This window comes from Tardiphaga sp. 866_E4_N1_4, assembly GCF_052076075.1.
GTDB classification, from domain to species: domain Bacteria; phylum Pseudomonadota; class Alphaproteobacteria; order Rhizobiales; family Xanthobacteraceae; genus Tardiphaga; species Tardiphaga robiniae.
The window spans coordinates 933,600-947,233 of record NZ_CP197242.1 but is presented as its reverse complement, the minus strand read 5'-3'; the positions used below and the strand labels follow the sequence as shown (position 1 = coordinate 947,233).

Below are 13,634 nucleotides of genomic sequence, written 5' to 3'. Positions count from 1 at the left end.
CCAATCGTGAAAGCTGACAAACTCAGTGAGTTCGCTGTGCGAACGCGCGTGTAGCGATTTAGCGGCGCAAGGCAGGGACGACGAGAAACGGGATCATGCCGATCACGACGCTGACCAAGGCAAAGGCGAGCAGCGAGTTGTAGCTCTGGGTCCAGTCATGCAGCAGGCCACCGGTCCATGAACCGAGCGCGGATCCAAGCCCGCTGCCGAAGGTGATTGTCCCATAGATGGTGCCGACCCGCTTGCCGCGAAAGATCTTCATCGCAGTCGCTGTCAGCAGCGGGCCGCGCGAGCCGATCATGCTGCCGAAGCAGACGACGAAGCCAGTAAGCAGCGCATAGTTCGGATACCATTGCAGCAGCCAGAGCATGACGATGCCGAGGAGCGACAGGCTGTAGCTGAACAGAATGGACGGCCGTCGACCGATCACGCCGTCCAGCCAGCTGACACCGAGCATGCCGAATAGCAGCAGCACGCCGCTGAAGCCCCAGGCGGTCGCCGCCTGCAGCGGCGGGAAACCGACGTCGATCAGATAGGCGACGACCTGCGGCGAGATCGCATACATGCCGATGGCAGTGAAGAAGAAGGTTCCGAACAAAGCCCAGAATGCGTGATGGCGCATGGCGCTAATCAGGGTCCAACCCTCGTCGATAAGCGTCTCGCTTGTCTGCGGCTTCTCGAGATGCGGTGAGCCTGCGCCGAACCTGCGCCATGGCAGAAACAGCAAGGGCACCAGCAGCGCCAGGACGCCAAAGCCGAAGATGCGATAGGCGCCGCGCCATTCGACGTGATCGATCAGCAACTGGGCGATAGGTAGCATCAACAACACGCCGGCGCCGGTTGCCGAATACACGACGGACATCGCGGTCGGCAACCGTTTGCCGAACCAGCGTCCGAGCAGCAGGGAGTTAGGCACATTGCCGATACAGGCGATTGCGAAACCGAGACAGAGGCCGAGCGCGAGTTGAAATTGCCAGAGTTTCTGCGCATAGGCTGCCGCGAGCAGCGAACCACCCAGAAGAGCTATGCCGGTCAGAAACACGGTGCGCGGACCGGACCGGTCGAACAGCCGTCCCACCAGCGGTCCCGCAAGGCCGACGCAGAGTGCGATGAGGGAGTAGATCGAGACGACCTCGGCCCGGTCCCAGCCGAAAGATTGCGAGATCGGGAGCAGAAAAACAGTGAAGCTTTCCTGCAGGCCGCGTCCCAGCACGGACAGTGTGAAACAGACACCGAGAACAGTCAGTCCGGTGCGTTGGGACGTCTTCAAATCCATCTGGCTCTTCTTCACGGCGTTTGCGACAGCTGCGCCATGGAGCGCGTTTCGGTCGCTGTGAACAAGTGCGCTGGATGAATGCGGCTATGCAGGCTTGAGCAGGATGTGACGTTTCTTGCCCATCGAGAGCTTGATGACACCTTCTATCAGCAAAGCCGGCGTCAGCATCATCTTCTCGTCAGTGACCGCGACATCGTTGACGCGCAGTCCTCCGCCCTTGATCTGGCGGCGTGCCTCGCCATTCGACGCGACGAAACCGGCATTGACGAAGGCAGCGAGGACGCCGACGCCTGCATCCAGTTCGGCGCGCGGAATATTGACGGTCGGCAGGCTGTCGGCGAGCGCGCCTTCTTCGAAGGTCTTGCGTGCCGTCTCCGCAGCGGCATTTGCTGCATCGCGGCCGTGCACCACCGCCGTCGCTTCGGTGGCGAGAATCTTCTTCGCCTCGTTGATCTCCGAACCGCCCAAGGCCGCGAGCTTGGCGATTTCGTCGAGGGGCAGGCGCGTGAAGACCTTGAGGAAACGGCCGACGTCTGCGTCCTCGGTATTGCGGAAGTACTGCCAGAAGTCATAGGGGCTGAAGAGATCGCCATTGAGCCAGACGGCGCCGGAGGCCGACTTGCCCATCTTCTCGCCGGATGACTTGGTGAGCAGCGGCGTTGTCAGTGCGTAGAGCTGCGGGCCGCCCATGCGGTGGCTGAGATCGACGCCATTGATGATGTTGCCCCACTGGTCGGAGCCGCCCATCTGCAGCAGCGTGCCGTAGCGGCGATTGAGCTCGACGAAGTCGTAGCCCTGCATGATCATGTAGTTGAATTCGAGGAAGGACAGCGACTGGTCGCGGTCGAGGCGCAGCTTCACGCTGTCGAAGGACAGCATGCGGTTAACCGAGAAGTGGCGGCCGACATCGCGCAGGAATTCGACATAGTTCAACTTCAGCAGCCAGTCGGCATTGTTGACCATCAGTGCGTCGGTCGGGCCGTCGCCATAGGTCAGCATCTTGCCGAAGATCTTCTTGATGCCTTCGATGTTCTCCGCGATCTTCTCGACCGTCAGCAATTGTCGCTGGTCGTCCCGGAACGACGGGTCGCCGACCATCGAGGTGCCGCCACCCATCAGCGTGATCGGGCGATGGCCGGTCTGCTGAAACCAGTACAACATGGTCACCGAGATCAGATTGCCGATATGCAGACTGGTCGCCGTGGCGTCATAACCCACATAAGCCGTGACCGGTCCCTTGCAGCAGGCGGCGTCCAGCGCCTCGGCATCCGAGACCTGATGGATCAGGCCGCGGCTCTGCAGGACGTTGAGAAAATCGGACTTGTAGGTGGTCATCGGTTTACGGCTCGGTTGGATAATTTTACGCTGTCTCAATGGATTGGCGGCAAGGTGGGGGCGTGCTGGCTGCCCCAAAGTGCCTGTGGCATTATAAGATTGGACGCTTCGACACAAGTTTTGACCGGAAATGAGGGCTTTGCCGTGTGCCTGATATGCTGACCGCGATCGGACTAATGAGCGGAACCTCGCTGGACGGGGTCGATGTCGCCCTGATCGAGACTGATGGCGAACGGGTCGGGTCGTTTGGCCCGTCGGGGTATCGGCCATATAGCGAGGCTGAGCGCGCCGTGTTGCGCCAGGCGCTGGCTGAGGCCGTGCAACTGAGCCGGCGCGATATCAGACCGGGCAGTCTGGCCGAGGCGGAGCGGGTGGTTACATCGGTCCATGCTGAGGCGGTCGAGGCGTTTTTGACTGATCATGGCATCGCACGAGGCAGCATCGACATCATCGGCTTTCACGGCCAAACCGTGCTGCATCGTCCCGCCGATCGACTCACCGTGCAGATTGGCGATGGGGCGAGTCTTGCCGGGATGGTCGGCCTGCCGGTGATCCACGACCTGCGCGCGGCTGATGTGGCTGCGGGCGGGCAGGGAGCGCCGCTGGTGCCGGTCTTTCACCGTGCCTTGGCGCAGGGACTGCATCGTGACGGGCCCATGGCCGTGGTCAATATCGGCGGCGTGTCCAATGTGACTTACATTGATGGCGATATCGCGTTGATTGCCTGCGACACCGGTCCGGGCAATGCGCTGCTCGATGATTTCGTGTTGCGTGCAACGGGGCAGCCGTTCGATGCGGATGGCGCACTGGCGGCGCAGGGCCGTGTCGATGACGCGTGGATCGCAAGGGGGTTGCAGAATCCGTTCTTTGCGGCAGCGCCGCCGAAGTCGCTTGATCGCAATCACTTCGCTGCATTGCAACTGAGCGATACGACTCCCGCTGATGGTGCAGCGACACTGACGGCGTTCACCGCGGCGACCATCGCCAGCATTGCGCCGCTGTTACCGAAGCCGCCGCGCAGCTGGATCATCACCGGCGGCGGCGCACGCAATCCGACGATGCTGCGCATGCTGCGGGAGCGATTGCCGGCCGCTAGCGTCGAGAGTGCGAATGACCTGGGCTGGTCGGCCGATGCGATGGAAGCGCAGGCCTTCGCGTTCCTGGCGGCGCGCTCGCTTGCGGGCTTGCCGTTGAGCTATCCGGCAACGACTGGTGTGCCGGAGCCGATGACGGGCGGTGTGAGAGCGGACTACCTCGCGAGCTAGTGCGAAGTTCGCCATAGCTAAGGCGATTCGACTCACTCAACGAATCAGGTTGATCGCGAATAACGGCGTCGATGCCTGTGGTAGGCGGCAAGCTGCCGCGGACACGGATGCGTGATGGCATCATTAAATCTCGTGATAAGTTCGGTACGGAAATGCCGCGGCTTGCCGGTTATGTTGCCGAAAGCACACAGCCGGAAAATGATGCTGCGACAATCGACCGCGCGCATTGTTTCGCAACATGATCTTCCACAACTCTGCCTCATGAATGGCACGCCCGGGGCAATCGCGCGTGCCGATACGATCGGTACGGAGGCGACATGACCACCATGATGAAGCAAATGATACTTGGTTCCGCTGCAGCGTTGCTGGCAGCGAGCACTGCCCAGGCGGCGGACCTTCCGGTGAAGGCCAAGGCTGTCGAATACGTGAAGATCTGCTCGATCTACGGTGCCGGCTTCTACTACATCCCGGGCACCGACACCTGCATCAAGATCGGTGGCGCGATCCGCCTCGATACGACTTTTAACGGTGGCCCGTACGACGCGCCGTTCTGGCAGGGCGGCGCCGGCGGCAACAATCTCTGGACCAAGGATAACTTCCTCACACGCGAACGTATCAACATTACGACCGATACGCGCACGGCGTCCGAATACGGCGTGGTGCGTACCTATGCGAACATGCAGCTCGACTTCACGCAGAACCGCGACAGCATCGCCGGCGGCTTCACGGAAGTGGATTTCGCATTCATCCAGTTCGCCGGCTTCACCTTCGGTAAGGCTGTGTCGAATTTCGATCCGCAATGGGCGCTGACCAAGCCCTGGATCTCATCGGGCTTCCTTGCGGGTTCGAGCAATACGACCGGCATTCCCCAAATCGCTTACACCGCTGAATTCGGCAACGGCTTCTCGGGCACCATCGCGCTCGAGAATGCGTCGCCCTATCGCAATGCCGGCCTCTACAACACCGCAAACTTCATCGTCGCGCCGGGCGCGGGGTCGTTCACCGGTGCCTTCTACGGCACCAATTCGAACACGTTCTTCGGCAACGCCACGGGCGGCAACCATATTCCTGATGTCGTCGGCAACCTTCGGCTCGATCAGAAGTGGGGCTCGCTGCATTTCGCTGCGGCCATGCACACGTCGACGGCCGGCTTCTACGGGGCAAATGAATCCTTCGGGCATCCTGACGATGTCTACGGCTTTGCCGTCAGCGGCGCGGTGGAATTCAAGGTCCTGCCAACCGGTGCAAACGACAGCCTGAAGATCGAAGCGTCTTATGCCAAGGGCGCCGCGCGTTACGCCTTCACCGGCGGCTCGCTCGAAACGTCCGGCGGCGGTCGTTTTGCCAAATTCAATGGCAATACGGTTGGCTTCGGCTATGTGCTCGACGGTGTGTATTCGCCGGGAAGCTCGATCCAGCAGAGCGATGCCTGGGAGGTCAGTGCCTTCTATGAGCATTACTGGAACACGGCATGGCGCACCTCGGTGTTCGGCAACTACAGCCATATCTCCTATGGCGATGCCGGCAACGCGATGCTCGCCGCGGCATTCAGCCCGGCCGGCGGTCGCCTGGGAACGAGCAGTTCGTCCAACCCGGGCTCTACGGCTGGCAGCATTACTGGCACGACCAATAATTTTGATTTCGGAATTGCCCAGGTCGGTACGCGTACTGCATGGACCCCCGTCAAGAACCTGACCCTGTCGGCTGAATTCACCTATAGCCGCCTCGATCAGAATCTCGACGGCACCTATACCGGCACGGCAACTGGCAAGCCCAATCAGGCCTACCAGATCAAGGATCAGAATCTTTACAACGGCTCGGTCCAGATCCTGCGCTCGTTCTGATCCCGATCAGGACCTAAAATTGAAACTGAAAAGCCCTCGGCCGATCCGGCCGAGGGCTTTTTGTTAGGTTGACATGAAGCGGCCGTCGTGAGGCCGATCGACGCCTCAGCGCACGTTGGCGAGGCGCATGTCGAGATAGCCGGTGACCGATTCCATCAGCGGCTCGAGCTTGTTATCGAAGAAGTGATTGGCACCCGGAATGATGTGCTGATCGATCACGATGCCCTTTTGGGTCTTCAGCTTCTCGACCAGCGTGTTGACGTCCTTCGGCGGCACGACCGCATCCTTCTCGCCGTGCACGATCAGGCCCGACGACGGGCAGGGTGCGAGGAACGAGAAATCATAGAGATTGGCCGGCGGTGCGATCGAGATGAAGCCTTCGACCTCGGGGCGACGCATCAGGAGCTGCATGCCGATCCAAGCGCCAAACGAGAAACCGGCAACCCAGCAGGCGCGCGCTTCGGGATTGATGGTCTGTGCCCAGTCGAGCGCTGCCGCTGCATCCGACAACTCGCCGGTGCCATGGTCGAACGAGCCCTGGCTGCGGCCGACGCCGCGGAAGTTAAAGCGCAGCACCGAGAAGCCGCGATGCACGAAGGCGTAATAGCATTGGTAGACGATCTGGTGGTTCATCGTGCCCGCGAATTGCGGATGCGGATGCAGCACCATGGCGATCGGTGCGTTCTTCTGCTTGGCCGGATGATAGCGGCCTTCAATACGGCCTGCGGGACCGGTAAAAATAACTTCGGGCATAGTGATCCTTAGGTCCCGTTCTTGGCGTGATCAGCCGGTTTCGCGCAGGGCTCGGCGAGAATGGCTCGGAGGGGACCCTGCGAGGAAAGGGCGATCGGGCACCGTCAGGTTGATGGCGGGCGGCACCGGGTGAAGTTGAGGCCGCGTTCTACCATGAGCGCAGGGGCGAAAAGCAAGCATATTGAACGTGTCCGCGGCCGTGACATGCGTTGCCGCGGGCGCATTTAGTGAGCAATTGGGCTAAGAGAGACGGCGCGCGGCACCGGACGACGTCCGATGCCGCCAGCAAGGCTCCAAGTCCTTCAAGGTAAAGCAGAATTGGCCAAAGACCGGGTCTATCTCGACTGGAATGCGACGACACCGCTGCGCCCTGAGGCGCGGGCGGCGATGGCGGCCGCGTGGGATTTGGCTGGTAACCCGTCATCGGTTCATACCGAGGGCCGTCAGGCCCGCCGGATCGTTGAGGACGCCCGTGCGGCGGTCGCAGGCGCCTTGGGCGCAGATTCGCGAAACGTCATATTCACCTCAGGCGGAACCGAAGCCAATGTGCTGGCGCTAACGCCCGGGCTGGTGCGCAATCCAGGCGTGCCCGTGCGGCGGCTGATTGTATCCGCGGTGGAGCACGCCTCGGTGCTCGCGGGCGGGCGCTTCGCCGCGGAAGACCTCCAGGTGCTGGGCGTGGACCGCGATGGCGTCGTGAAACCGGATGAGTTGCGGGCGCTCCTGGCGGGTGGGGAGCCGGCGCTGGTTTCCGTGATGTTGGCCAATAATGAAACCGGCACCCTTCAACCGATTCCTGAGCTTGCGGCCATCGTGCATGACGCCGGCGGCTTGCTGCATGTCGACGCTGTGCAAGCGTTCGGAAAGATACCAATAGATATCAAATTATTGCAGGCTGATCTTCTATCAATTTCTGCGCACAAGATCGGCGGCCCAAAGGGCATTGGCGCGCTGGTCTTGGCCAATGGCGTCGCCGGGCTCAATGCGCTGCTCAGCGGCGGCGGGCAGGAACTGGGGCGTCGGGCGGGAACCGAGAATGTGCCCGGAATCGCCGGCTTCGGCGCCGCCGTGACGGCCGCTATCGCGTCGCTTGATGACATGAAACGGGTCGAAAAACTGCGTCAGCGGCTTGAGGCGGGCTTGCGGCAATCCAGCAACGGACTTGTGTTCGCCCAGGATGTGCCGCGTCTGCCCAATACGGTCCTGTTCGGCGCTCCCGGATTGCGCGCCGAGACCGCTGTGATTGGATTTGATCTCGAAGGTATTGCGGTATCGTCTGGTTCCGCCTGTTCGTCTGGTAAGGTGCAGCCGTCCCATGTGCTGGAAGCCATGGGTTTCGGGCCGGAGCTGACCCGGGGTGCTGTGCGTCTCAGTCTGGGCTGGTCGACCACCGAAGCGGACGTCGATCGGTGCCTGGAGGCTTGGCGAAAGCTCTCGGGTACACTACTTAAACATAGCGACGAAACACAGCTTGAACGGTTCTAAGAGGGGTGATTTCCCCGCGGGAACATCGTAAAGAACCCCGACAAGCTTTGAGTTTCACGTTTCTGGATTGATCCACCGCGGTCCTTGAAACCGCGAGCGGAGGATAAAATGGCTGCCGTACAAGAGACCGTTGATCGGGTTCGCCAGATCGACGTCGATCAATATCGTTATGGATTCGAGACCATCATCGAATCCGAGAAGGCCCCGAAGGGCCTTTCCGAAGATACCGTCCGTTACATCTCCGCCAAGAAGAACGAGCCGGCATGGATGCTGGAATGGCGTCTTGAGGCGTATCGCCGCTGGCTGACCATGGAAGAGCCGAAGTGGGCGCGGGTCGAGTATCCGAAGATCGACTTCCAGGATCTCTATTACTATTCGGCGCCGAAGCCGAAGAAGACCATTGGCTCGATCGACGAGATTGATCCTGAAATTCTCGAAACCTACAAGAAGCTCGGCATTCCTCTCCGCGAGATCGAGGCGCTGGAAGGCGTCGTGCGTCCGGAAGGTGAGCGCAGGATCGCCGTCGACGCTGTGTTCGATTCGGTGTCGGTCGCGACCACGTTCCAGAAGGAACTGAAGCAGGCCGGCGTGATCTTCATGCCGATCTCGGAAGCCATCCGCGAGCATCCCGATCTGGTGAAGCAGTATCTCGGCACGGTCGTGCCGACCTCGGATAACTTCTATGCCACGCTGAACTCGGCCGTGTTCTCCGACGGCTCGTTCGTCTATGTGCCGCCGGGCGTGCGTTGCCCGATGGAGCTGTCGACCTATTTCCGCATCAATGAGCGCAACACCGGACAGTTCGAACGAACGCTGATCATTGCCGACAAGGGCGCCTATGTCAGCTATCTCGAAGGCTGCACGGCGCCGCAGCGCGACGAGAACCAGCTCCATGCGGCTGTCGTCGAGCTCGTCACCCATGACGATGCCGAGATCAAGTATTCGACGGTCCAGAACTGGTACCCCGGCAATTCCGAAGGCAAGGGCGGTATCTACAATTTCGTCACCAAGCGTGGTGACTGCCGCGGCGACCGCTCGAAGATTTCCTGGACCCAGGTCGAGACCGGCTCCGCCATCACCTGGAAATATCCGAGCTGCATCCTGCGCGGCGACAATTCGCGCGGCGAGTTCTATTCGATCGCGATTTCGAACGGCTATCAGCAGGTCGATAGCGGCACCAAGATGATCCATCTCGGAAAGAACACCACGAGCCGGATCATCTCGAAGGGTATCGCTGCCGGCAAGTCGCAGAACACCTATCGCGGCCTTGTCACCGCGCATCGCAAGGCGACGAACGCGCGTAACTTCACGGCCTGTGACTCACTCCTGATCGGCGATCAGTGCGGTGCGCATACCGTGCCGTATATCGAGGCGAAGAACGCCTCGACGCTGTTCGAGCACGAAGCAACGACGTCGAAGATCTCCGAAGACGTGCTGTTCTATTGCGTCCAGCGTGGCCTGTCGCAGGAAGAAGCCGTCGGCCTCGTGGTCAACGGTTTCGTGAAGGACGTGTTGCAGCAACTGCCGATGGAATTCGCGGTGGAAGCTCAGAAGCTGATTTCGATCAGTCTCGAAGGCAGCGTGGGATAGTGAGAATGCTGAAGATCCTCGGAGGTGCCGTGGGTCTTCTGTTTGCGATCACGCTGTTTCTCGCATTCGCAGGCGCGATCGTTGCGTTATTCGGCGGCATGGCCGGATTTGAAAATGCCAGGGTAGCCGGAGGGGCGGTCAGCGGGATTGGAGCACTTGGTTTCTTTGCTCTGCTTCTGTCGCCTCTCGGAGAACTTCTCGGTCTGCTGGGCACGTCGACGCCTACCGGATCGTCTCAATTGAACGTCAATGCATCGGCGCCACCGAATCCAGGCAAGCCGGGCAAGAAGGAAGTTACTGATGACCGCATTGCTTGAAGTGAAGGACCTGCAGGTTCGTGTCGAGGATCGCGAGATTCTCCATGGGCTGACGATGACGGTGAATGGCGGTGAAGTGCATGCCATCATGGGACCGAACGGTTCGGGTAAATCGACGCTCAGCCACGTCATCGCCGGCAAGCCCGGTTATGAGGTGACCGGCGGCGAGATCCTGTTCAAGGGCGAAGACCTGCTGGAGATGGAGCCCGACGAGCGCGCCGCCAAGGGCGTGTTCCTGGCGTTCCAGTATCCCGTGGAAATTCCCGGCGTCACCACGATGAACTTCCTGCGCACCGCGGTGAACGCGCAGCGCAAGGCGCGCGGCGAATCCGAATATCTTGTGCCGGACTTTCTCAGGAAGGTCCGCGAGGTCGCTGCTTCGCTGAACATCCCGATGGATATGCTGAAGCGCGGCGTCAATGTCGGCTTCTCCGGCGGTGAGAAGAAGCGCAACGAGGTGCTGCAGATGGCGCTGTTCCAGCCGAGCCTGTGCATCCTCGACGAGATGGACTCCGGTCTCGACATCGATGCGTTGCGCGTGGCTGCCGACGGCGTCAATGCACTGCGCAGCCCGGATCGCGCCATGGTCGTCATCACGCATTATCAGCGCCTGCTGAACTACATCGTGCCGGATCATGTGCATGTGATGTCGAAGGGCCGCGTCGTGAAGAGTGGCGGCAAGGAACTGGCGCTGGAACTCGAAGAGTCCGGTTATGCGCAGTATGAAGACGCGGCGGCCTGAGTGAGACAGTCATGAATGTAGCTCTCGCAAAGACAACAACGGGCGCGGTGCTGGACGGCACATTCGCCGCCGCGCGCGGTCGGTTGCCGGGCGTCGGCACGGTGGCGGAAACGCGCCAGCAGGCGTTCGACGATTTCGCGCGCACGGGTCTGCCGACCCGGCGCCTCGAAGAATGGAAATATACCGACTTGCGCAACCTGCTGCGCGACGTCGCACCGCTCGCGCCCGCGCCGGATCAGGCCGCGCTGGCACAGGCCGCCAGACTGGTCGAAACGCTCGGTACGGGTGATACGCAGAAGCTGGTCATCGTTGACGGCGTCTTCGCGGCAGGTCTCTCCGATCTGACATCGGGCGGCGGCGTGACCGTGCATGCGCTCAGCGCCATGCTCGATGACGCGACCAGTGCGACGCGTGCCGACCTGCTGCGCTCGCGCATTGTCGATCCGATGATCGCGCTGAATGCCGCCTTTGCGACCGATGGCATGCTGATCGATATCGCGGACGATGCCGTTCCGGCCCGGCCGCTGCATATCGTGCATGTCGCGACACGCCCGAGCGTGGCCGCATTCACGCGGTCGCTGGTGCGTATCGGCAATCGCGCGCGTGTGACGCTGGTCGAAAGCTTCGTCGCGACAGAATCCGCGAAGGCGTATCAGGCCCATGATGCTGTCGTGATCTGGATCGGCGACGATTCCGATCTGCAGCATGTGCGCGTGATGGAAGACGCTGGCGATGCAGCGAATATCGCAACGGCCATCGTCACAGTCGGTGCGCGCACCAAGTTCAACACCTTCAGCCTGACCACTGGCGGTGGCGTCAGCCGCTATCAGAGCTTCATCACGCTGGCTGGTGTGGATTCGGAGCTGTCGACCAACAGCGTTCATCTGCTGCGCGACAAGCAGCATGGCGACTGTACCTTCGTGATCGAGCATGCGGCGCCGAATTGCCTCAGCCGCGAGCTGTTCCGCGCCGTGCTCGACGATCGCGCGCATTCGGTGTTCCAGGGTCGCATCAACGTCCATCAGATCGCGCAGAAGACCGACGGCAAGATGATGTCACGGGCGCTGCTGCTGTCCGACGAGGCCGAGATCGACAACAAGCCCGAGCTCGAGATCTTCGCTGACGACGTGCAGTGCGGCCACGGCGCGACCATTGGCGCGCTGGATGACAGCTTGCTGTTCTATCTGCGGGCTCGCGGCCTGCCGGAGAAGGCGGCGCAGGCGCTGCTGATCCAGGCATTCGTGGGTGAAGCGCTGGAGTCGATCGTGAATGACGATCTGCGCGACGTCGCGATATCGGCCGCAGAGCGTTGGCTGGAGTCGCGCGCATGACATTGCATCCCGCGGTCTCGAACGGGTCATATGACGTCGCTCGCGTCCGCGAGGATTTTCCTGCGCTCGAGATGAAGGTCTATGGCAAGCCGCTGGTCTATCTCGACAACGCGGCATCGGCGCAGAAGCCCTATGCCGTGCTCGACCGCATGACCGAGGCCTACAAGTCCGAATATGCCAATGTGCATCGCGGACTGCATTACCTAGCCAATGCGGCGACTGAGGCGTATGAGGGCGCGCGCATCAAGGTGCAGCATTTCCTCAATGCCAAGCGCCCCGAGGAAATCATCTTCACCCGCAATGCCACTGATGCGCTCAATGCCGTCGCGGCATCGTGGGGCGGCGAGAACATCAAGCCGGGCGATGAGATCGTGCTCTCGATCATGGAGCACCATTCCAATATCGTGCCGTGGCACTTCCTGCGGGAACGTCAGGGTGCCGTCATCAAATGGGCGCCTGTCGATGACGAAGGCAACTTCCTGATCGACGAGTTCGAGAAGCTGCTGACTGATCGTACCAAGATCGTTGCCATCACCCAGATGTCCAATGCGCTGGGCACGCTGGTTCCGGTTAAGGACGTGGTGAAGCTTGCACATGCGCGCGGCATTCCCGTCGTGGTGGACGGTAGCCAGGCCGCCGTGCACATGCCGATCGATGTGCAGGACATCGACGCCGACTTCTACATCTTCACCGGCCACAAGCTGTACGGACCGACCGGCATCGGCGTGCTGTATGGCAAATATGACCGCCTAGTCGCGATGCGGCCCTATGCCGGCGGCGGCGAGATGATCCGCGAAGTGGCTAAGGAGTGGGTCACCTATGGCGATCCGCCGCACAAGTTCGAGGCCGGTACGCCCGCCATCGTCGAAGCCATCGGCCTCGGCGCTGCCATCGATTACGTCAATTCGATCGGCAAGGAGCGGATTGCCGCCCATGAGCACGACCTCCTGGCCTATGCACAGGACCGGCTGCGCGAGATCAATTCGCTGCGTATTATCGGAACTGCCAAGAACAAGGGCCCGGTGATTTCGTTCGAACTGAAGGGCGCTCACGCTCATGACGTGGCGACCGTGATCGACCGGCAGGGCGTCGCGGTCCGCGCGGGAACCCACTGCGTGATGCCGCTTCTGGAGCGATTCAATGTGACGGCCACGTGCCGTGCATCATTCGGAATGTATAATACCCGCGAGGAGGTCGACCACCTCGCACAGGCGCTGATCAAGGCACGGGAGTTGTTTGCATGAGTGACATTGCAGAAGCCAAGACGCCGGACGCCACCCCCGAGGCCGAGAAGCCCGCTCACATGCAGACCACCTCGGCGCTCGATCCCGCCGAAACCGAACGCCTGGGCACCGAGATCGTCGCTGCACTGAAGACTGTGTTCGACCCGGAAATCCCCGCGGATATCTACGAACTCGGCCTGATCTACAAGGTCGATATCAAGGACGATCGCTCTGTCCAAGTGGAGATGACGCTGACGACGCCGAATTGTCCGGCCGCCGAAGAGCTTCCGACCATGGTGGAGAACGCCGTGGCCAGCGTGCCCGGAGTCGGCCTGGTCAAGGTCGAGATCGTCTGGGAGCCGACCTGGACGCCGGACCGGATGACCGACGAAGCACGTCTCGTTCTGAATATGTGGTGATGGTTGCGTCTGGTTTGCTGAATACGCCCAAGTCGCTTGAATTCCTATGGCGGC

Annotated in this window: 12 protein-coding genes; 9 read left to right on the top strand and 3 right to left on the bottom strand. The window is 61.1% G+C overall.

The annotated features are described in order from the left end of the window. Positions 1-58 precede the first annotated feature (58 nt). Positions 59-1,276 carry an MFS transporter gene (locus AB8B20_RS04840; RefSeq protein ID WP_439071818.1) on the bottom strand — a complete coding sequence of 406 codons (1,218 nt, stop codon included), beginning with the start codon at positions 1,274-1,276 and terminating at the stop codon, positions 59-61. An 84-nt stretch (positions 1,277-1,360) separates the two neighbouring features. Continuing rightward, the gene (gene tyrS, locus AB8B20_RS04835; protein ID WP_093758417.1) at positions 1,361-2,611 is read right to left on the bottom strand and encodes a tyrosine--tRNA ligase; all 1,251 of its coding nucleotides are present in this window, start codon (positions 2,609-2,611) and stop codon (positions 1,361-1,363) included. A 155-nt stretch (positions 2,612-2,766) separates the two neighbouring features. Here tyrS and AB8B20_RS04830 point away from each other — a divergent pair, with 155 nt between their 5' ends. Both AB8B20_RS04830 and AB8B20_RS04825 read left to right on the top strand, forming a co-directional pair. Continuing rightward, positions 2,767-3,876: an anhydro-N-acetylmuramic acid kinase gene (locus AB8B20_RS04830; RefSeq protein ID WP_439073024.1), complete on the top strand. Its 1,110-nt coding sequence runs from the start codon at positions 2,767-2,769 to the stop codon at positions 3,874-3,876. 317 nt (positions 3,877-4,193) lie between these two features. Further along, on the top strand, positions 4,194-5,720 hold the full coding sequence (locus tag AB8B20_RS04825) for a porin (RefSeq protein WP_439071816.1): 1,527 nt from the start codon (positions 4,194-4,196) through the stop codon (positions 5,718-5,720). 105 nt (positions 5,721-5,825) lie between these two features. On the opposite strand, the gene AB8B20_RS04820 is transcribed toward AB8B20_RS04825, so the two are convergent. After that, on the bottom strand, positions 5,826-6,473 hold the full coding sequence (locus AB8B20_RS04820; RefSeq protein ID WP_068736626.1) for an alpha/beta hydrolase: 648 nt from the start codon (positions 6,471-6,473) through the stop codon (positions 5,826-5,828). A 318-nt stretch (positions 6,474-6,791) separates the two neighbouring features. On the opposite strand from AB8B20_RS04820, the gene AB8B20_RS04815 reads away from it, so the two are divergent. From AB8B20_RS04815 to AB8B20_RS04785, 7 genes are all read left to right on the top strand, one after another. Continuing rightward, positions 6,792-7,958 (top strand): cysteine desulfurase family protein, encoded by a 1,167-nt coding sequence (locus AB8B20_RS04815; protein ID WP_439071815.1) that lies wholly within the window; start codon positions 6,792-6,794, stop codon positions 7,956-7,958. Positions 7,959-8,066: 108 nt separating this feature from the next. Continuing rightward, positions 8,067-9,548: a Fe-S cluster assembly protein SufB gene (gene sufB, locus AB8B20_RS04810; protein WP_093758420.1), complete on the top strand. Its 1,482-nt coding sequence runs from the start codon at positions 8,067-8,069 to the stop codon at positions 9,546-9,548. A 5-nt stretch (positions 9,549-9,553) separates the two neighbouring features. Further along, positions 9,554-9,865: a hypothetical protein gene (locus tag AB8B20_RS04805; RefSeq protein WP_120289416.1), complete on the top strand. Its 312-nt coding sequence runs from the start codon at positions 9,554-9,556 to the stop codon at positions 9,863-9,865. Continuing rightward, on the top strand, positions 9,849-10,607 hold the full coding sequence (gene sufC / locus AB8B20_RS04800) for a Fe-S cluster assembly ATPase SufC (RefSeq protein ID WP_089264143.1): 759 nt from the start codon (positions 9,849-9,851) through the stop codon (positions 10,605-10,607). Before AB8B20_RS04805 ends, sufC begins: the two co-directional genes overlap by 17 nt. 11 nt (positions 10,608-10,618) lie before the next feature. After that, a complete protein-coding gene (gene sufD, locus AB8B20_RS04795; RefSeq protein WP_439071814.1) occupies positions 10,619-11,938 on the top strand; it encodes a Fe-S cluster assembly protein SufD in 1,320 nt (439 codons plus the stop codon). Then, on the top strand, positions 11,935-13,182 hold the full coding sequence (locus tag AB8B20_RS04790; RefSeq protein WP_093758422.1) for a cysteine desulfurase: 1,248 nt from the start codon (positions 11,935-11,937) through the stop codon (positions 13,180-13,182). The genes sufD and AB8B20_RS04790 overlap by 4 nt, the downstream gene beginning before the upstream one ends. Further along, positions 13,179-13,580: an SUF system Fe-S cluster assembly protein gene (locus tag AB8B20_RS04785; RefSeq protein WP_170849663.1), complete on the top strand. Its 402-nt coding sequence runs from the start codon at positions 13,179-13,181 to the stop codon at positions 13,578-13,580. Before AB8B20_RS04790 ends, AB8B20_RS04785 begins: the two co-directional genes overlap by 4 nt. The last annotated feature ends 54 nt before the right edge of the window (positions 13,581-13,634 follow it).

Coding starts and splice junctions, on each gene's coding strand:
- AB8B20_RS04840 (WP_439071818.1), bottom strand. CDS start 1,276: ATGGATTTGAAGACGTCCCAACGCACCGGACTGACTGTTCTCGGTGTC.
- tyrS (WP_093758417.1), bottom strand. CDS start 2,611: ATGACCACCTACAAGTCCGATTTTCTCAACGTCCTGCAGAGCCGCGGC.
- AB8B20_RS04830 (WP_439073024.1), top strand. CDS start 2,767: ATGCTGACCGCGATCGGACTAATGAGCGGAACCTCGCTGGACGGGGTC.
- AB8B20_RS04825 (WP_439071816.1), top strand. CDS start 4,194: ATGACCACCATGATGAAGCAAATGATACTTGGTTCCGCTGCAGCGTTG.
- AB8B20_RS04820 (WP_068736626.1), bottom strand. CDS start 6,473: ATGCCCGAAGTTATTTTTACCGGTCCCGCAGGCCGTATTGAAGGCCGC.
- sufB (WP_093758420.1), top strand. CDS start 8,067: ATGGCTGCCGTACAAGAGACCGTTGATCGGGTTCGCCAGATCGACGTC.
- AB8B20_RS04805 (WP_120289416.1), top strand. CDS start 9,554: ATGCTGAAGATCCTCGGAGGTGCCGTGGGTCTTCTGTTTGCGATCACG.
- sufC (WP_089264143.1), top strand. CDS start 9,849: ATGACCGCATTGCTTGAAGTGAAGGACCTGCAGGTTCGTGTCGAGGAT.
- sufD (WP_439071814.1), top strand. CDS start 10,619: ATGAATGTAGCTCTCGCAAAGACAACAACGGGCGCGGTGCTGGACGGC.
- AB8B20_RS04790 (WP_093758422.1), top strand. CDS start 11,935: ATGACATTGCATCCCGCGGTCTCGAACGGGTCATATGACGTCGCTCGC.
- AB8B20_RS04785 (WP_170849663.1), top strand. CDS start 13,179: ATGAGTGACATTGCAGAAGCCAAGACGCCGGACGCCACCCCCGAGGCC.